18 protein-coding genes and 1 tRNA gene are annotated in these 17,520 nt (G+C 65.6%); 10 read left to right on the top strand and 9 right to left on the bottom strand.

The window, feature by feature from the left end; genetic code table 11:
- The first annotated feature begins 76 nt into the window (after window positions 1-76).
- The 7 genes from AC07NT_RS01760 to AC07NT_RS01790 all read left to right on the top strand — a co-directional run bounded on the left by AC07NT_RS01760 (window position 77) and on the right by AC07NT_RS01790 (window position 6,522).
- Entirely contained in the window at window positions 77-2,380 is a 2,304-nt protein-coding gene (locus AC07NT_RS01760) for a cyanophycin metabolism-associated ABC transporter (protein WP_498598145.1), read from the top strand.
- Window positions 2,377-2,871: a cyanophycin metabolism-associated DUF1854 family protein gene (locus AC07NT_RS01765; RefSeq protein WP_498598144.1), complete on the top strand. Its 495-nt coding sequence runs from the start codon at window positions 2,377-2,379 to the stop codon at window positions 2,869-2,871. Before AC07NT_RS01760 ends, AC07NT_RS01765 begins: the two co-directional genes overlap by 4 nt.
- Window positions 2,872-2,896: 25 nt before the next feature.
- On the top strand, window positions 2,897-3,769 hold the full coding sequence (gene nadC, locus AC07NT_RS01770) for a carboxylating nicotinate-nucleotide diphosphorylase (RefSeq protein ID WP_498598143.1): 873 nt from the start codon (window positions 2,897-2,899) through the stop codon (window positions 3,767-3,769).
- Window positions 3,769-4,881 carry a quinolinate synthase NadA gene (gene nadA, locus AC07NT_RS01775; RefSeq protein WP_498598142.1) on the top strand — a complete coding sequence of 371 codons (1,113 nt, stop codon included), beginning with the start codon at window positions 3,769-3,771 and terminating at the stop codon, window positions 4,879-4,881. The genes nadC and nadA overlap by 1 nt, the downstream gene beginning before the upstream one ends.
- A 40-nt stretch (window positions 4,882-4,921) precedes the next feature.
- Window positions 4,922-5,422, top strand: a complete 501-nt coding sequence (gene coaD, locus AC07NT_RS01780; RefSeq protein WP_498598141.1) for a pantetheine-phosphate adenylyltransferase — start codon at window positions 4,922-4,924, stop codon at window positions 5,420-5,422.
- An 83-nt stretch (window positions 5,423-5,505) separates the two neighbouring features.
- A complete protein-coding gene (locus tag AC07NT_RS01785; protein WP_498598140.1) occupies window positions 5,506-6,195 on the top strand; it encodes a histidine phosphatase family protein in 690 nt (229 codons plus the stop codon).
- Window positions 6,196-6,237: 42 nt separating this feature from the next.
- Complete coding sequence (locus tag AC07NT_RS01790) at window positions 6,238-6,522, top strand: YfhL family 4Fe-4S dicluster ferredoxin (protein WP_498598139.1); 285 nt, start codon at window positions 6,238-6,240, stop codon at window positions 6,520-6,522.
- A 4-nt stretch (window positions 6,523-6,526) separates the two neighbouring features.
- Here AC07NT_RS01790 and AC07NT_RS01795 read toward each other — a convergent pair whose 3' ends face one another.
- The 8 genes from AC07NT_RS01795 to AC07NT_RS01830 all read right to left on the bottom strand — a co-directional run bounded on the left by AC07NT_RS01795 (window position 6,527) and on the right by AC07NT_RS01830 (window position 12,665).
- A complete protein-coding gene (locus tag AC07NT_RS01795; RefSeq protein WP_498598138.1) occupies window positions 6,527-6,892 on the bottom strand; it encodes a hypothetical protein in 366 nt (121 codons plus the stop codon).
- Window positions 6,889-7,521, bottom strand: coding sequence for an aminoacyl-tRNA hydrolase (pth, locus tag AC07NT_RS01800; protein WP_498598137.1), 633 nt, complete (start codon window positions 7,519-7,521; stop codon window positions 6,889-6,891). The genes AC07NT_RS01795 and pth overlap by 4 nt, the downstream gene beginning before the upstream one ends.
- A gap of 87 nt (window positions 7,522-7,608) precedes the next feature.
- A complete protein-coding gene (locus AC07NT_RS01805; RefSeq protein WP_498598136.1) occupies window positions 7,609-8,301 on the bottom strand; it encodes a 50S ribosomal protein L25/general stress protein Ctc in 693 nt (230 codons plus the stop codon).
- A 95-nt stretch (window positions 8,302-8,396) separates the two neighbouring features.
- Window positions 8,397-9,374 (bottom strand): ribose-phosphate pyrophosphokinase, encoded by a 978-nt coding sequence (locus AC07NT_RS01810; RefSeq protein ID WP_498598135.1) that lies wholly within the window; start codon window positions 9,372-9,374, stop codon window positions 8,397-8,399.
- Between the two features lie 40 nt (window positions 9,375-9,414).
- Window positions 9,415-9,491 (bottom strand) — tRNA-Gln (locus AC07NT_RS01815).
- 36 nt (window positions 9,492-9,527) lie between these two features.
- Entirely contained in the window at window positions 9,528-10,385 is an 858-nt protein-coding gene (gene ispE / locus AC07NT_RS01820; protein ID WP_498598134.1) for a 4-(cytidine 5'-diphospho)-2-C-methyl-D-erythritol kinase, read from the bottom strand.
- 46 nt (window positions 10,386-10,431) lie between these two features.
- A complete protein-coding gene (locus AC07NT_RS01825) occupies window positions 10,432-10,932 on the bottom strand; it encodes a lipoprotein insertase outer membrane protein LolB (protein ID WP_498598133.1) in 501 nt (166 codons plus the stop codon).
- A complete protein-coding gene (locus tag AC07NT_RS01830) occupies window positions 10,929-12,665 on the bottom strand; it encodes a tetratricopeptide repeat protein (RefSeq protein WP_498598132.1) in 1,737 nt (578 codons plus the stop codon). Before AC07NT_RS01830 ends, AC07NT_RS01825 begins: the two co-directional genes overlap by 4 nt.
- 46 nt (window positions 12,666-12,711) lie before the next feature.
- Between AC07NT_RS01830 and mutM the strand changes: the two genes are divergently transcribed.
- The 3 genes from mutM (at window position 12,712) to mutY (ending at window position 16,638) form a co-directional block, all read left to right on the top strand.
- Window positions 12,712-13,527 carry a bifunctional DNA-formamidopyrimidine glycosylase/DNA-(apurinic or apyrimidinic site) lyase gene (mutM, locus tag AC07NT_RS01835; RefSeq protein WP_498598131.1) on the top strand — a complete coding sequence of 272 codons (816 nt, stop codon included), beginning with the start codon at window positions 12,712-12,714 and terminating at the stop codon, window positions 13,525-13,527.
- Window positions 13,528-13,597: 70 nt separating this feature from the next.
- A complete protein-coding gene (locus tag AC07NT_RS01840) occupies window positions 13,598-15,565 on the top strand; it encodes a dynamin family protein (protein ID WP_498598130.1) in 1,968 nt (655 codons plus the stop codon).
- 62 nt (window positions 15,566-15,627) lie between these two features.
- The gene (gene mutY / locus AC07NT_RS01845) at window positions 15,628-16,638 is read left to right on the top strand and encodes an A/G-specific adenine glycosylase (RefSeq protein WP_498598129.1); all 1,011 of its coding nucleotides are present in this window, start codon (window positions 15,628-15,630) and stop codon (window positions 16,636-16,638) included.
- Here mutY and rapZ read toward each other — a convergent pair whose 3' ends face one another.
- Entirely contained in the window at window positions 16,639-17,505 is an 867-nt protein-coding gene (gene rapZ / locus AC07NT_RS01850) for an RNase adapter RapZ (RefSeq protein WP_498598128.1), read from the bottom strand.
- Window positions 17,506-17,520 lie beyond the last annotated feature (15 nt).

Consider the following 17,520-nt stretch of genomic DNA (forward strand, 5'->3'; position numbering starts at 1 on the left):
CGGTTGGTCTCCAAGGTGCCGTGCATAAAACGGGGACAATCGACATCAGCAAACCCCACCCCAGGTTCTGGATTCCATGACTCGTGTGACCCCGTCAGCAGCTCTATTATCTTTCAGCGACGTTCCGGCGGAATGGTTGGCCGAAATCCGTTCACAGCTGCACCCTGAAGAGAACGTCCAGGCGGTGCTTGAGGTTGACCTCGACACCCGTTTGCAGTTCGGTCGCGGCCTGTTGGCGGCGACCGACCGGCGCCTGCTGGCCCGCGCCCCGGGACAGTCCGCCTGGTCGAGCTGGGACTATCACCGTGGGCTGCAGTTGAGCCAGCACGACCATGCCGGCGTCGGCCACCTGGAGCTGCTGGACGGCCAGGGCCGGCTGGCGCACTGGTGTTACACCTTGGGACAAAATCTGCAAGCCGTGCGCCTGGCCGAACAGGTCGGCCGCCAACTACGCAGCCTGAGCACCGGCCGGCCGGTACCGGCCCCGGTAGGCCACGATTGCCCGATCTGCAAGGCGCCGCTGGACCCCGGGCAGGACGAATGCCCGATCTGCGCCAAGGTCATTCACACCCCGCCCTCGACCTGGACCCTGCTGCGCCTGTGGCGTTTTGCCCAGCCTTACAAGGGCCAGTTGCTGCTGGGTTTTGTGCTGACCCTGCTGGGCACGGCAGCCAGCCTGGTGCCGCCTTACCTGACCATGCCCCTGATGGACGAGGTGCTGGTGCCGCTGGAGGCCGGCAAGCATGTCGACCCCATGCTGGTCGTGCTCTACCTCAGCGGCCTGCTGGGGGCGGCTGTGCTGGCCTGGGGCCTGACCTGGGCCAAGACCTATATCCTGGCCCTGGTGTCCGAGCGCATCGGCGCTGACCTGCGTACCACGACTTACGACCACCTGATGCGTCTTTCGCTCGAGTACTTCGGCGGCAAGCGCACCGGTGACCTCATGGCCCGCATCGGCAGCGAGACCGACCGCATCTGCGTCTTCCTCTCCCTGCACCTGCTGGACTTCTTCACCGACCTCATCATGCTGCTGATGACGGCAGCCATCCTGTTCTCCATCAATCCCTGGCTGGCCCTGGCCACGCTGATCCCGCTGCCGATCATCATGTGGATGATCCACGCGGTGCGGCACCGCCTCAAGACCGGCTTCGAGAAGATCGACCGGGTCTGGTCCGAAGTCACCAGCGTGCTGGCCGACACCATCCCCGGCATCCGCGTGGTCAAGGCCTTTGCCCAGGAAAAGCGCGAATCGGCCCGTTTCCACGAAGCCAACCGCCAGAACCTGCTGGTCAACGACCGCATCAACAAGATTTGGTCCCTGTTCGCACCCAGCATCTCCTTCCTGACCGAGGTCGGCCTGCTGGTAGTCTGGGGCGTGGGGGTCTGGCTGGTGGCCAAGGGCGAGACCTCGGTGGGCGTGCTGACGGCCTTCATCGCCTACATCAGCCGTTTTTACGGCCGGCTGGACTCCATGAGCCGCATCGTGTCCTGGACCGAGCATTCGGCCTCGGCCACCAAACGTATCTTCGACATCCTGGACCACGTCTCCAGCGTGCCCGAACCCGCCCAGCCCGTGCACCTTAAGGAAGTCGAGGGCCGTATCGAGGTGCGCGACGTGGGCTTCCGCTACGGCAACCGCGAAGTCAACCGCGGTATCAACATCACCATCGAACCCGGTCAGATGGTGGGCCTGGTGGGGCACAGCGGTTCGGGCAAGAGCACCCTGGTCAATCTGATCTGCCGTTTCTACGACGTGACCGAAGGCTCGATCCGCATCGATGGCGTGGACATCCGTTCCCTGCCCGTGGCCGAGTACCGCCGCAACATCGGCCTGGTGCTGCAGGAGCCCTTCCTTTTCTTCGGCACCATTGCCGAAAACATTGCTTACGGCAAACCCGACGCCACGCGTGAGCAGGTCATGGCGGCTGCACGCGCCGCCCATGCGCACGAGTTCATCCTGCGCCTGCCCCAGGGTTACGACTCCATCGTCGGCGAACGCGGCCAGGGTCTGTCGGGTGGTGAGCGCCAGCGCATTTCGATCGCGCGCGCGCTGCTGATCGACCCGCGCATCCTGATCCTGGACGAGGCCACGGCCTCGGTGGACTCCGAGACCGAGAAGGAAATCCAGAAGGCCCTGGACAACCTGGTGCAGGGCCGCACCACCATCGCCATCGCGCACCGGCTCTCCACCCTGCAACGTGCCGACCGTCTGGTGGTGCTGGACCGTGGCCAGGTGGTGGAAGAAGGCACACACCATGAGCTCATGGCGCAGCAGGGCGCCTACTACAACCTCTACCAGGCCCAGGCCCGCAATGTCGACACCGACATGGACGACGCCGAAAGCGATGTGAGTCCGGAACGCAAGGACGACGCCAAATGAACTCGCGCCCCATCCTGAACCTGACGCAGACGGCGGCTCCCCTGGAGCGCAATGCCTATGGCAAGCTGGTCCTGACCCTGGCCGATGGCCAGGTCCGCACGGGTGTGGTGCCGGTGCGCGCCTTTCCCATCCAGGCGCCCGAGCGGGATATTTCCCTGCTCGACGCCGATGGCCACGAGGTGGCCTGGGTCGATGAACTGGCCCGTGTGCCCGAGCCGGCCCAGGGCCTGATCCGCGCGGCGCTGGCCGAGCGCGAATTCATACCCGAGATCCGCGCGATCACGGGCGTCAGCAGTTTTTCCACACCCAGCACCTGGCAGGTGCGCACCGATCGGGGCGACACGGCCTTCGTGCTCAAGGGCGACGAGGACATCCGCCGTCTGGTAGGCAACACCCTGCTGGTGACCGACTCGCACGGCATCCAGTTCCTGATCCGCGACGTCGCGGCACTGGACCGCGAAAGCCGACGTCTGCTCGATCGCTTCAAGTAAGCCGGTTGACCCCGGCCTCGTGACCATGAAACCTGTTTTTGACTATTCCGACGCCACCTTGCGTGAACTGGCCCGGACCGACGTGAGCCGTGCCCTGCAGGAAGACGTGGGCGGCGGCGATCTGACGGCCGGCCTGATAGCCCCCGAGCGCGAAGCGCACGCGCGCATCCTGGCGCGCGAAGCGGCGGTGATCTGCGGCACGGCCTGGGTGGAGGCAACCTTGCAACAGGTGGTGCCGCAAGCCAAAGTCAGCTGGTTGGTGCGTGACGGCCAGCGCTGCGCGGCCGATCAGGTGGTGCTGGAGCTCAGCGGCCCGGCCCGCGGCCTGCTGACCGCCGAGCGCACCCTGTTGAACTTTCTGCAATTGCTCAGCGCCGTGGCCACACAGACGGCAGCCTATGTCGACGCGATCCGTTCCGTGCCGGGCAATCGTGCGCAGATCGTCGACACACGCAAAACCCTGCCTGGCCTGCGCCTGGCGCAGAAGTACGCGGTGCACTGTGGCGGCGGTTTCAACCACCGCATCGGCCTTTACGACGCGGTGCTGATCAAGGAAAACCACATCGCTGCGGCCGGGGGCGTGAGGGCCGTGTTACAGCGTGCTGCCGCTGTCGCGCCTACAGCCAAGTTCGTCGAGATCGAGGTCGAAACGCTGGCGCAACTCCAAGAAGCCCTACAGGCCGGTGCCACCATGGTGCTGCTCGACAATATGAGCCTGGACACGATGCGCGAGGCCGTGCGCATCAATGCCGGACGCGCCATCCTGGAAGTCTCGGGCGGTGTGAACATGGGCACGGTACGCGAGATTGCTGCCACAGGTGTGGACCGCATCTCGATCGGGGCCTTGACCAAGGATGTGAAGGCCGTTGATTTTTCCATGCGGTTTACGGAGTTGTGATGAGCGCAAGCCAAGTCATCGACGTCGAATACGAACAGCCCGAGGGCGCTGCCTGCTCGACCCACCATGCCTGGGCGCGTGTGCCGCTGGAGCCCGCTCCGGCCGAGCGCGCTGCGCTGAAAGACAAGATCCGCCGCCTGCTCAAGGAAAAGAACGCGGTCATGGTTTCGCACTACTACGTGCACCCGGATCTGCAGGACCTGGCCGAGGAGACCGGTGGCATCGTCAGCGACTCGCTGGAGATGGCGCGTTTCGGTCGTGACCACGCGGCGCAGACCCTGGTGGTTTCAGGTGTGCGTTTCATGGGCGAGACCTCCAAGATACTCTCGCCGCACAAGCGCGTGCTCATGCCCGACCTGGATGCCACCTGTTCGCTGGATCTGGGCTGTCCCGTCGATGAATTCAGCGCCTTCTGCGACGCCCACCCCGACCGCACTGTGGTGGTCTACGCCAACACCAGCGCGGCCGTGAAGGCCCGCGCCGACTGGCTGGTCACCTCCAGCTGCGCACTCGATATCGTGCGTGCCCTCAAGGACCAGGGCCACAAGATCCTGTGGGCACCCGACCGCCACCTGGGGGGGTACATCGAGCGCGAGACCGGGGCCGACATGCTGATGTGGAACGGCTCCTGCATCGTGCACGACGAGTTCAAGAGTTTCGAGCTCGAAGAGCTCAAGAAGGAGCACCCTAAAGCCAAGGTGCTGGTGCATCCCGAATCGCCGGCCGCCGTGGTGGCCCTGGCCGATGCCGTGGGCTCGACCTCGGGCATTCTCAAGGCCGCACAGGAGATGGAGGCGCCCGAGTTCATCGTGGCTACCGATAAGGGCATGATGCACAAGCTGCGCACGCTCAACCCCGGCAAGACCTTCATCGAGGCGCCCACCGCCGGCAACAGCGCCACCTGCAAGAGCTGTGCGCACTGTCCCTGGATGGCCATGAATGGCCTGGCCGGCGTGGCCCACGTGCTGGAGCACGGCACGAACGAGATCCACGTAGACCCGGCGCTGATCCCGCGCGCCCGTGTCCCCATCGACCGCATGCTGGCGTTCACGGCTGCACTCAAGGCCGGCAAGCCGGTCAGCGGCCTGGTGCCCAACATCGGCGCCGCCTGACCGGGCGGCGGCATAATCGGCGCGAACAAGGAGTGGATCCATGTCCCGCAATGTGCTCGCCGTCTACCCCGGTACCTTCGACCCCATGACCCTGGGCCATTCCGACGTGATACGCCGGGCGGCCCAGCTCTTCGACCGCGTCATCGTGGGCGTTGCGGCGGCCCACCACAAGAAGACCATGTTCACGCTGGATGAGCGCATCGGCCTGGTGCGCGAGGTCATGCACGATCAGCCCAATGTGGTGGTCGAAAGCTTCTCGGGCCTGCTGCGCGACTTTGTCGTGGGGCGTGGCGCCAAGGTGGTGATCCGCGGCCTGCGCGCCGTCACGGACTTCGACTACGAGTTCCAGCTGGCCGGCATGAACCGCAGCCTCATGCCCGAGGTCGAGACGGTCTTCCTCACACCCAGCACCAGCTACCAGTTCATCTCCAGCACCTTGGTGCGCGAGATCGCCACGCTGGGTGGCGAGGCCGAGAAGTTCGTCGACCCCATCGTTGCGACGCGCCTGCAGGAAAAAATCCGAAGCCTCGGCCGGTCCTGAACCGCTGTACGGCGAAGCATCCTGTTGCAAAACCGCGGCCCGGACGTCACCGGGCTGAAACGCATGCGTCGCATAATTGACGCATGACCGAATTGATCCTGATCCGTCACGGCGAGACCGACTGGAACCGCGAGTTGCGTTTCCAGGGGCAACTCGACGTGCCGCTCAACGCGGTCGGTCTGGAGCAGGCGCGTCGTGTGGCCGAGCGCCTGGCCCTGCAGCCCCTGCACGGGCTGGTCAGCAGCGACCTGCAGCGGGCCTTGCAGACCGCGCAGGCCTTGGCGCAGCGGGCCGGCCACGCCGCACCGCTCACGGAGGCCGGCTTGCGCGAGCAGCATTTCGGCATGGTGGAAGGGCTGCGCGTGCCCGATATCCAGGCCCGGCATCCCCAGGCCTGGGCGCAGTGGGTGCGTTTCGACGAACACTACGCCTTTGATGGCGGCGAATGCACCCGTGATTTCCATGCCCGTGTCCTGGCTGCGCTACGGGGCCTGGGGCAGCGCCATGTAGGCCAGACGGTGGCGGTGGTCACCCACGGTGGTGTACTGGACATGGTCTACCGCAGCGCGCTGGGCCTGTCCCTGTCCGGCCCGCGCGTGAGCGAGATCCCGAACGCCGGCATCAACCGGGTGCGCCTGCAGGGCGAAGCCATCGAGATCCTGGACTGGGCCGACACGCGGCACCTGGCTGATCTGCCACCGCAACCTGTCTACGACCAGCAGCGCCTGGCGCGTGAGCGCGAGGCCGCAGCCCAAGCCACCGATAGCGCCTGAAGCCGCCGTGGTTTTCGGTCCCGGCGGATAATCGGGTCCACCATGGCCCTGATGATCACCGACGAATGCATCAACTGTGATGTCTGCGAACCCGAGTGCCCCAACCAGGCCATCTATCTCGGGGCGGAGATCTATGAGATCGATCCGACGCGTTGTACCGAATGCGTGGGCCATTTCCAGGAGCCCCAGTGCGTGCAGGTCTGTCCTGTGGCCTGCATTCCGGTGAATCCGCAGGTTGTGGAAGACCGCGAAACCCTGTGGCAGAAATACCAGCGTCTGCAGGCCGAGGCGCAAGCGCTGGCTGCCGCCAAACCCTCGGCGGCCTGACGGTCTAATTCGTCGCCGGGGCCCGGTAAGCCGGAATCTTGTCCTTGCCGTTCTTCCTGGCGGCGGCTTTCTGTGCGGCCCTGTCGGCGTCCCGTTGGGCCTTGTCGGCCCGTTCCACGTCGCGTTTCACCGCCGCCTCTTCCTGTTGCCGGGTCTTTTCCAGCGTGTCGCCGGCACGTTTTTCCTGCTTGACGCTGGCTTCGTGCGCCTTGCGTTGCTCGGGGCTGCGGCTGTCGCTGGCCTCGACAGCCTTGCCGCCGGGGCAAGGGGTCTGGCTGTAGCTGCTGCCGCAGCGGTAGACGGTCTGGGCTGACACTCCGGTGCACAACGTCAGGGCGGTGATCGCGAGGATGGGTGACAGCGTCTTCATGCGGGCTCTCCTTCCTGGGGGGGCAGTTGTGCCGGCCGCGGCGGCTTGGGCCGGGGTGGCTTGCTCGTGTGGATCAGCATCATCGCCTTTTCCATCTCGCCGGCCAGCAGCTCAGGCAGGGCCTTGATCGAGCGCGTGACGCAGTCTTCGATGGCCGTGCGGTGATCGGGCGAAGGTTTCTTGAGCACCCAGTTCACCACTTCCGATTTCACACCCGGGTGCCCGACGCCGATGCGCAGGCGCCAGTAGTCGTCCGTGCCCAGCCTGGCATGGATGTCACGCAGACCGTTGTGGCCGGCGTGGCTGCCGCCGAACTTGAGCTTGACCTGGCCCGGCACGATGTCGAGTTCGTCGTGCGCGACGAGGATCTCCTCGGGCTGGATCTTGAAGAAGCGCGCCAGCGCCGCCACCGATTTGCCTGATTCGTTCATCCAGGTCTGCGGCTCCAGCAGCCAGATGGTCTGGCCCTTGACAGTGGTACGTGCGATGAGACCATGGTAGCTCTTGTCCATGCTCAGGCCGAGCTTGAGTTCGCGCGCCACGGCGTCGATCCACCAGAAACCGGCGTTGTGCCGGGTGGCCTCGTATTCGGGGCCGGGGTTGCCCAGGCCGACAAACAGTTTGATCATGCGCGGATTATCGGTGCATCCATGACAGCCGGAAGGGCCAAAAAAAACGGCCCACCGAAGTGGGCCGTTGGTACAAGCCGGAAGGGCTTATTTCTTGGCGGCAGGTGCCTTGGCGGCCGGAGCGGCAGCCTTGGCCGGTGCAGCCTTGCCACCGGCGGCGGGGGCCGCTGCGGCAGCTGCAGCGTCGGCAGCAGCCGGTGCGGCTTCGGCAGCGTCTGCACCCGCAACCATCACGACCGACACCACCACCGGGTTGGCCTTGCCGTGGGTCACGGCGGTCACGCCCTTGGGCATCTTGATGTCCGACAGGTGCAGGGAAACACCCTTCTTCAGGCCGCTCAGGTCCACGGCGATGAACTCGGGCAGGTCGGCCGGCAGGCAGAGCACCTCGATTTCGGTCAGCACGTGGTTGGCGATGCAGCCGTCGGTCTTGACCGCAGGCGAATTCTCGTCACCGCTGAAGTGGAAAGGCACCTTCATGTGCAGCTTGGTGTTGGCGTCCACGCGCTGGAAGTCGATGTGCAGCACCAGGGGCTTGAAGGGGTGCATCTGCACGTCACGCAGCAGAACCTTGTTGCTCTTGCCGTTCACTTCCATCTCCAGGATGGACGAGTGGAAAGCTTCCTTCTTCAGGGCATGCCACAGCGCGTTGTGGTCGAGCTCGACCAGCTGCGGCTCACCGGTGCCACCGTAGACGATACCGGGCGTGCGGCCCGTGTTGCGGAGACGGCGGCTCGCACCCGTGCCCTGCTTGGCGCGCTCAAAAGCGACGAATTTCATAGTTCACTCCAGAAAGAGTCCACCGCGACCAGTGGGACTCCGTTTCAACAAAGGCCCGTGGCAGTATGCGTGCGGGCCGGCTTTTTGCTCGGGAATCAGAACAGATCGTCCTGGTCCGAGAACAAACTCATGACCGACTCGCCCTTGGCGATGCGGTGGATGGTTTCCGCGATCAGCGGGGCCACGTTCACCTGGCGGATCTTGGCGCAGCCGGTGGCGGCGGGGCTCAGCGGGATGGTGTTGGTCACCACCACTTCGTCCAGGGCCGTGCCCTTGGACAGGCGTTCGATGGCCGGCCCTGAAAAAATCGGGTGCGTGCAATACGCGTAGACCTTCTTGGCACCACGCTCCTTGAGCACCTCGGCGGCTTTCACCAGCGTGCCGGCGGTGTCGATCATGTCGTCCATGATCACGCAGTTGCGGCCTTCGATCTCACCGATCACGTGCATCACTTCGCTGACGTTGGCCTTGGGGCGGCGCTTGTCGATGATGGCCAGGTCGCAGCCCAGCTGCTTGGCCAGCGCGCGCGCGCGCACCACACCACCGACGTCGGGTGAGACCACGATCAGGTCTTCGTACTTCTTCAACCGCAGATCACCCAGCAGCACCGGCGAGGCGTAGATGTTGTCCACCGGGATGTCGAAGAAGCCCTGGATCTGGTCGGCATGCAGGTCCATGGTCAGCACGCGGGCCACGCCCACGGTCTGCAGCATATTGGCCACCACCTTGGCGGTGATCGGTACGCGCGTGGAGCGCGGGCGGCGGTCCTGGCGGGCGTAGCCGAAATAGGGGATCACGGCGCTGATGCGCTCGGCCGAGGCGCGCTTGAGCGCGTCGACCATGATGAGCAGCTCCATCAGCGAATCGTTGGTCGGCGCACAGGTGGACTGCACGACGAAGACGTCGCGGGCGCGCACGTTCTGGTTGATCTCCACGGTCACTTCGCCGTCCGAAAAACGGCCGACCGTGGCGGCGCCCAGCGTGATGCCGAGGTGCTTGGCAATATCGGCGGCCAGTGCCGGATTGGCATTGCCCGTGAAGAGCATGAAATCGGGGGTTGGAGCGACCTGCATGAACGATCCAGCGATGAGCGACTAGTGACCCAGAAAAATTTGGCAGGGGAGGAAGGATTCGAACCTTCGCATGCTGGAATCAAAATCCAGTGCCTTAACCAACTTGGCGACTCCCCTACACAGGCTGACAGCTGGGAAACAGCTGTCCACCGACTAACTCTTTTCGCTGGTCGCCCAACCGCAAAGCGGGTGAGCCTCCAGGCTGCAACACAACCGGGCCTGCAAAGTGTCCGGCGCCGTCGGAACACTCAATAAGGGCGGTGCCCACGCAAACACGGCACTTCCTGAGCCTGTCATTCGTCCTTCCAGCCCCAGAGTGGCGAGCCAATCGAGAGCCTGCGTGACACCCGGGCAGAGCCGCTGGGCGACAGGCTGCAGGTCGTTGCGGGCTTCTTTCAGAAAAGCCTGCGGGTCTGCAGCAAAGCCTGAAATTGTAGCAGGAATACTGTCGCGTCTCAAGGTCGGGTCTGAAAAAATCGCCCGGGTTTCCAGTCCGGCCAGGGGCTTGACCACCAGCACGGGGCGGGGTGGCAGTTCGACCGGGGTGATGGACTCGCCGATGCCTTCGACCCAGGCGTTGTGGCCGCGCAGGAAGAAGGGCACGTCGGCCCCGAGTTGCAGGCCGATGGCGCAGAGTTGTTCCAGCGTGAGGCCGAGTTGCCACAGGCGGTTGAGCGCGAGCAGGGTCGACGCAGCATCCGATGAGCCGCCACCCATGCCGGCCTGCGCCGGCAGGCGTTTCTCGATGGCGATGTGCGCGCCCTGCGCCGTGCCGGTGGCCGCCTGCAAGGCCCGTGCGGCGCGCAGGATCAGGTCATCCGCCGGCAGCGGCGCCAGCAGGTCTTCGCGGCTGAGCTGTCCCCGGGCGCGGCGGTCGAAGTGCAGGGTGTCGGCCCAGTCGATCAGCATGAAGACCGACTGCAGCAGGTGGTAGCCGTCGGCGCGCCGCCCCGTGATGTGGAGGAAAAGATTGAGCTTGGCCGGGGCCGGGATGTCGTTGAGCGACTGCATGCCGGGATTATCCGGTGAGGCCAGGGGCCTGCTTCGAATGCCGGCCCTAGCGCTCGATGATGAGCCGCAGTTCGGCGGCCGGCGCGGGTTGGCTGCGCCGGGCCAGCAGACGGCCAGCGTCCAGCTGCGTCAGGTCGGCCTGCCAGCCGTCTGCCACGGCCGGGCGACCCTGCAGCCATTCGAACAGGGCCGCGATAGGGATGGCGGTGCCGGTGGCCTCGGTGGCCAGGGCATCGAGCGTATCGAAGGCGCGGGTCTGCCCGTTGTTGCGCAGCAGCGCCTGCTGAGGACTCCAGCGCAGTTGCGCCAGCGTCGTGCCCAGGGGGCTGGACAACAGCAGCTCACCGGTCGGGGCCTGGCCGCTGAGTTCGAAGTTGGCAAAGAAGGAAGTGGGTTCCGGGCTGCTGTCCACGCGCAGTGCGAGGCGGCCGCGCCAGTAGGTTTGCGTTTCGCCCGGGGCGGCTGCCACTTGCCTGGGTGGCTGGGCGCAGCCGGCCAACAGGGCGCCGATCAGGCCGGCAAAGAGAATCCGCGGCAGCAGTTTCACGGCTTGACGCGCAGGCGTTTGAGCGTTTCGATCAGGGTCTCGTTCTCGGCATTGAGCTTCAGGCCTTCGCGCCAGATGCTCAGCGCCTGCTCCCGTTGGCCCATGCTCCAGAGCACCTCGCCCAGATGGGCGGCGATCTCGGCATCAGGACGTGCACGGTAAGCTTTTTCCAGCACTCGCAGGGCTTCAGGCTTGTTGCCGGTGCGGAACTCGACCCAGCCCAGGCTGTCGCTGATGAAGGGATCATCGGGAGCGAACTCGAGGGCCTTGACGATGAGCTGGCGTGCCTCGCTCAGGCGTACATTGCGATCGGCGAAGGAGTAGCCCAGCGCGTTGTAGGCATGGTGGTACTGCGGCTTCTCGGTGATGATGCGACGCAGGATGCGCTCCATCTCGGTCGTGTTGCCCAGCTTTTCGGCGAGCGTGGCCTGGTCGTAGAGCAGGTCATAGTCCTTGGGTTCGCGCTTGGTCGCTTCGGCCAGCAGTTCGTAGGCCTGGGCATAACGCTTGTTGTCGCGCAGCAGCTGCACCTCGCTGGAGAGCTTGACACGCGCGTCGGCCGGTGAGCGCTCGGGCAGATTGCGGATCAGCTCGCGCGCTTCGTCGATACGGCCCTGGCGGGCCAGGATACCGGCGCGCCGGCTTTGTGTGCGCACCAAGTCCTCGGGGCTGCTGATCTTGGCCAGCCAGGCCTCGGCCTGTTTGTAGTCCTTGCGCTGTTCGGCGATCTGGGCCAGGGACAGATAGGCTTGGGCCAGGGCGCGGCTGGGTTCTTCCATGCCGTCGCCGCCACGACGCGACTGCATCAGTTCCAGGAATTGCTTGAGCGAGCGCTCGGCCGGGTCGAACCGGTTGTCTTGCAGCTCCAGGGTGCCGCGGATCAGCCACGCTTCGGCGTAGTCGGGTTTTTCGCTGGTGACGATTTGCACCTGGCTGCCGGCCTCGGCATAACGCTGGGCGTCGAGCAGCGCGCGTGCATAGGACAGACGCACTTCCACCAGGGGGCGGCCTTCCAGGTATTTGCGCACAATGGCTTCCGCCCCGGGCTGCTGGGGCGACATCAGGGCCAGGGCCAGCAGGACCGGCCCCTCGGCGCGCGCATCCAGCGCTTGGCCCCGCCGTGCGGCTTCCAGCGCACCTGCGCCGTCCTCGTTTTCCAGCCGCATGCGGCCCACGGCGCTCCAGGCGGCAGGGCCCGTGCCGGGGTTGCCCAGGTGTTCGGCCACGGCCTGCTCCAGCATCTCGGCAGCGACCTTCTTGTCGCTGCTGCGTGCGAAATAGCGCGGCAGCAGGGTGATGGTGAGGACGCGGTCCTTGGCCTCTGCCAGCGCGATCTCGCGCTTGAGCGGCTCCACCGTTTCACTCAGGCGGTTCAGGCCGATCAGGATCTGCAGCACATAGCGGTTGGCGTCGCGCGAACCGGGCTGGGCCTGCTTCCAGGCGCGCGCAGCTTGCAAGGCCGAGTCGCCGGCGCGCGACTGCAGGGCGATGTCGATGGCGCGCTGGTACAGGCGGGCGTCGCCGGTCTTGCGTGCGGCATCGAGGATCAGGGAGTAACCCACGCCGGCTTCGCCGCGCTGGGCGCTGAATTCACCCACCATCAACTGGTAGAAAAGCTCGCCATCGAGCGCCGAACTGGCGGGTGGGGTGGCAGGAGCCGGGTCCGGCTGTTGCGCATGTGCCGTCAGGGCGGCGGTCAACAACAGAGGGAGGAGGCGTAGGCGTGAGAACATCAAACCATAATAATCCAAGCCAGCTTGTCCTTGCGTGCCTACTGTCATGCCTGAATTGCCCGAAGTCGAAGCCACGCGCCTGAGTTTTGTCGACCGCATCAGCGGGGCTGGCATCGTCTCGGCCTGGTGCGGCAAGCCCCTGCGCTGGCCTCTGGGCTTGCCGGTGGCCCGGCTCGTGGGGCGACAAGTGCGGGGGGTACGTCGGCGCGGCAAGTACCTGCTGCTGGATCTCGACCAGGGTTTGCTCCTGCTGCACCTGGGGATGTCGGGCAGCCTGAGCTTTGGCAACGGCCTGCCGCCGCGCGGTGTACACGACCATTTCGAGCTGCATACCAGCCGCGGCACGTTGCGGCTGAACGATCCGCGCCGTTTCGGCGCCGTGGTCTGGGCGCCAGCCGAAGATGCGCCTGTGGCGCGCAAGTTGCTGGGCGGGCTGGGGGTGGAACCGTTGTCGGAGGACTTTGACGCGGCAGGTTTTCATGCCGCCCTCAAGAAGCGCAAATCTGCCGTCAAGCAGGTGCTGCTGGCGGGTGACGTGGTGGTGGGCGTGGGCAATATCTACGCCTCGGAGGCGCTGTTCCTGGCCGGCATCCGTCCTACCCTGAGTGCAACGCGTGTGAGCCGGCCCCGCGCAGAGAAATTGCGCGCCGCCATCCGCGACGTGCTGGGCCGGGCCCTGGCGGCCGGGGGCACCACCTTGCGCAACTATTCCAACGCCGTGGGCGAGCGCGGCAACTTCCAGTTTGAAGCCAAGGTCTATGGACGAGAGGGGCAAGCCTGCAAGGTTTGCGGTAGCTCCATCAAGGCCATCCGACAGGGGCAGCGGGCGACGTTTTTCTGCCCCAATTGTCAGAAAACATGAGGCTAATCAAGGAGATAGATGCTATATTGAGTGTTTGCAGAATGACCTGAAGTGCGTCTAGGGGGCAGATTTGGCTACATCTTTCAACGATCAGTTCGACCAGCACGGCACGTGGCGGCGTGAGTTCGCCCTGCGCCTGAAGCTGCTGGGCGAATGGATGAAAGACCACGACCTGCTCGATGCAGCCGTCGAGGAGCGCCTGCACCGCCTGGAGATGCAGGTGCGTGCCGACAAGGTCATGGTGGCCTTTGTGGCCGAGTTCTCGCGCGGCAAGTCCGAGCTGATCAACGCCATCTTCTTCGCCGGTTATGGCCGGCGCATCATGCCGGCCAGCGCCGGGCGCACCACCATGTGCCCGACCGAGATGGGCTACGACGCCGAGGTGCCGCCCTGCCTGCGCCTGCTGCCCATCGAAACCCGCCTGCAGCCCCAGTCCCTGATGGAATGGCGCATGGTCCCCGAGAAGTGGACCCGCGTCGACCTCGACGTCAACGACCCTCAGCAGCTGGCCATGGCCCTGGAGAAGGTTTCCGAAACCCGCCGTGTCTCGCTGGAAGAAGCGCGTGCCCTGGGCTTCTGGAGCAGCCAGGTGCCGGGTGACACCCCGATGATGGATGCGCAGGGCAGGGTCGAGGTGCCCAAGTGGCGCCACGCGCTGATCAACATCGCCCACCCCCTGCTCAAGCAGGGCTTGGTCATTCTCGACACCCCGGGTCTCAATGCCATCGGCGCCGAGCCCGAACTGACGGTCAGCCTGGTGCCCCAGGCGCACGCCGTGGTCTTCATCCTGGGTGCCGACACCGGCGTCACCAAGTCCGACCTCGAGATCTGGCGTGAACACCTGATCACCGAATCGACCGCAGGCGACACCCGCCTGGTCGTGCTCAACAAGATCGACTCGCTCTGGGACGCGCTGAGTTCGCCGGCCCAGATCCAGATGCAGATCGACCGCCAGCGCGCTACCACGGCCGAGATCCTCGGCCTGACGCGTGAGCAGGTGCTGCCCGTCTCGGCCCAGAAGGGCCTGGTGGCCAAGGTCACCGACGACGCCAAGCTGCTGCAGGCCAGTTGCCTGCCCGCACTCGAAGAGGCGCTGGCCCAGCGCATCATGGGCCAGCGCCAGCGCATCCTGGGCGCCGCTGTGGCGGTCGGCATTTCCGATCTGCAGCTTGAGGTCGGCCGGGTGCTCAACATCCGCCGCCGCGACCTCAACGAGCAGATGCTCGAGCTCAAGGGTCTGCAGGGCAAGAACGCCGCCGTGATCAAGCACATGCGTCTGCGCATCTCGCAGGAGCAGGCCGAGTTCGACCGTGCGGGTGCCAAGATCCATGCCGTGCGCTCGGTGCATCTCAAGCTGTTGCGCGACGTGTTCGCGCTGCTGAGCACCAAGAGCCTGCGCGCCGAGATGAACCAGCTCATGCAGTCCCTGCTGCAGACCGGTCTCAAGCTTGGCGTCAAGAAATCCTATGGCGAGACTTTCGCCCGCCTGCGCGAGAACCTGCGCCGCGTGCAGTCCCTGATCGGCGAGATCCAGACCATGCTGGGGAGCTCCTTCAAGCAGCTCAACTCCGAACAAGGCTTCTCGCTGCAGCCGCCGGCCGAGCCCCAGTTGCAGGCCTATATCGACAACCTGGACCAGGTCGAGCGTGGCCATTTGCAGTACCTGGGCCTGGGCAATGCCTTCCGCCTGGCCCAACCCGAGTTTGCCGACCGTCTGGTGCGCGCCCTGGCCACGCGCCTGCGCACGGTCTACCAGTCGGCCCTGGGCGACGTGGAGCTGTGGAGCAAGTCGGCAGCAGCCCAGCTCGACGCCCAGCTGCGCGAGCGTCGCCGCAACTTCAGCCGCCGGCTCGAGGCGATCGATCGCATCCAGCAGGCCGCGGGTGGTCTGGACGAGCGCATCGCCGAGATCAACGAACAGTTCCGCGCGCTGGACCAGCTCGATTCCAAGCTGCTTGAACTCACGGCTTACCTGATCCGGGCGCAAGACGTCACCAAGCCCAAGGACACGGTAGCGGCCGAACTCCTGGCTTCGTGAGCCGGCCTTCGCGCCCCTCTTCTCCTTTGCCCGTGGTCCAGCCGGCTGACTGGGATGCCCGCGTGCTGCGCTGGCAGGCCCGGCATGGACGCCAAGGTCTGCCCTGGCAGGGCACGCAGGATCCCTACCGGGTCTGGCTCTCCGAAATCATGCTGCAGCAGACCCAGGTGGTCACGGTGCGCGACTACTACGCCCGTTTCCTGCAGCGTTTTCCTGATGTGCGGGCCCTGGCGGCTGCCAGCCTCGACGACGTGCTGGGCCTGTGGAGCGGCCTGGGTTATTACAGCCGGGCGCGCAACCTGCATGCCTGCGCCGTGCAGGTGGTGCAAGTGCATGGCGGTGAATTCCCCCGCACGGCGGAACTGCTCCAGACCCTGCCAGGCATAGGCCCGTCCACGGCGGCAGCCGTCGCCTCCATTTGCTTTGGCGAGCGTGTGGCCATCCTTGACGGCAATGTGAAGCGCGTGCTCACGCGTGCCCTGGGTTTTGACGCCGATCTGTCCGTGGCTGCCAACGAGCGCGCGCTCTGGGCCCGCGCCACCGAGCTGCTGCCGCAGCGCGACCTGACGCACGCCATGCCGCGCTATACCCAGGCCGTGATGGACCTGGGTGCCACCGTCTGCCTCGCGCGCAAGCCCCTGTGCGAGGCCTGTCCGGTGCTGGACATCTGCGTGGCCAGGCGCGAAGGCCGGCCCGAAAGCTATCCCGTCAAGACGCGCAAACTCAAGCGCAGCGCGCAGTCGCTCTGGCTTCTGTGGGCGCGGACACGCGAGGGCGCAGTCTGGCTGCGCCAGCGGCCCACACCTGGTGTCTGGGCCGGGCTGTATTGCATGGAGCTGTTTGACAGCTACGACGCCCTGCGCGCAGCAGTGCCTGTGGCCTACCAGGATCGTCTGCAGGAGCTGGCCGTGTTCACCCACGTGCTGACGCACAAGGACTTGCATCTGCATCCCGTGCGCGTGCAGTTGCCGGCGCGTGCCAGGCTGTCGCAAGACGGGGGCTGGCAGATGGCCAATGCCTGGCCGGGCCTGGGCCTGCCGGCGCCGGTGCGCAAGTTGCTCCAGCAGGGCTGATCAGCCGCCGATTTCGCGGTGGCGCCGCAGCGTGTTCCAGCGTGCGGCAAAACGCCGCGCCAGCTCTTCCACCAGATAAACCGAGCGGTGCTGGCCGCCCGTGCAGCCTATGGCCACGGTCACGTAGCTGCGGTGGTTCTGCGACATGGCGTCCAGCCAGTGCGAGAGAAAAGCCTCGATGTGTTCCAGCATGCGGGTGGCCTCGGGCTGGGCACGAAGGAAGGCCGCCACCGGCTCGTCCCGGCCGGTCAGCGGGCGCAGCTCGGGTTCGTAGTGAGGGTTGGGCAGCATGCGCACGTCGAAGACGTAATCCGCATCGACCGGTATGCCCCGCTTGTAGGCGAAGGACTCGAAGACCAGGGTGAGCTGGCTGCCGGGCAGCTGGATCACTTCCTTGATGTAACCCTGCAGCTGTGAAGGCCGGATCAGGCTGGTGTCGATCACGTGGGCCTGCTCGCGCAGTGCGGCCAGCAGCTCGCGTTCGAGTTCGATGGCTTCCACCAGAACGCGGTTGAGGTCGGCGCCTTCGCTCATGGCTTGCGACAGCGGGTGCTTGCGCCGTGTTTCGGAATAACGTCGCACCAGCGTGTCGGTGGAGGCATCGAGGAACAGCGATTTGATCGCGATACCCTGCTGGCGCAGCGTGGCCAGCAGCGCCGGCACCTGGGGCAGGGAGGTAGCGCTGCGCACATCCATGGCGATGGCCACGCGACTGGCCTGGTGCTGCTGCTCCAGTGTCGCGAAGGGCAGCAGCAACTCGGGCGGCAGGTTGTCCACGCAGTAGTAACCGGCGTCTTCCAGTGCGTTGAGCGCCACGGATTTGCCGGAGCCGGACATGCCGGTGATGAGGACGATCTCCATGGCCATGGTCTTGCGCCTGTT

Source organism: Hylemonella sp. GW821-FHT10B10 (genome assembly GCF_059415585.1).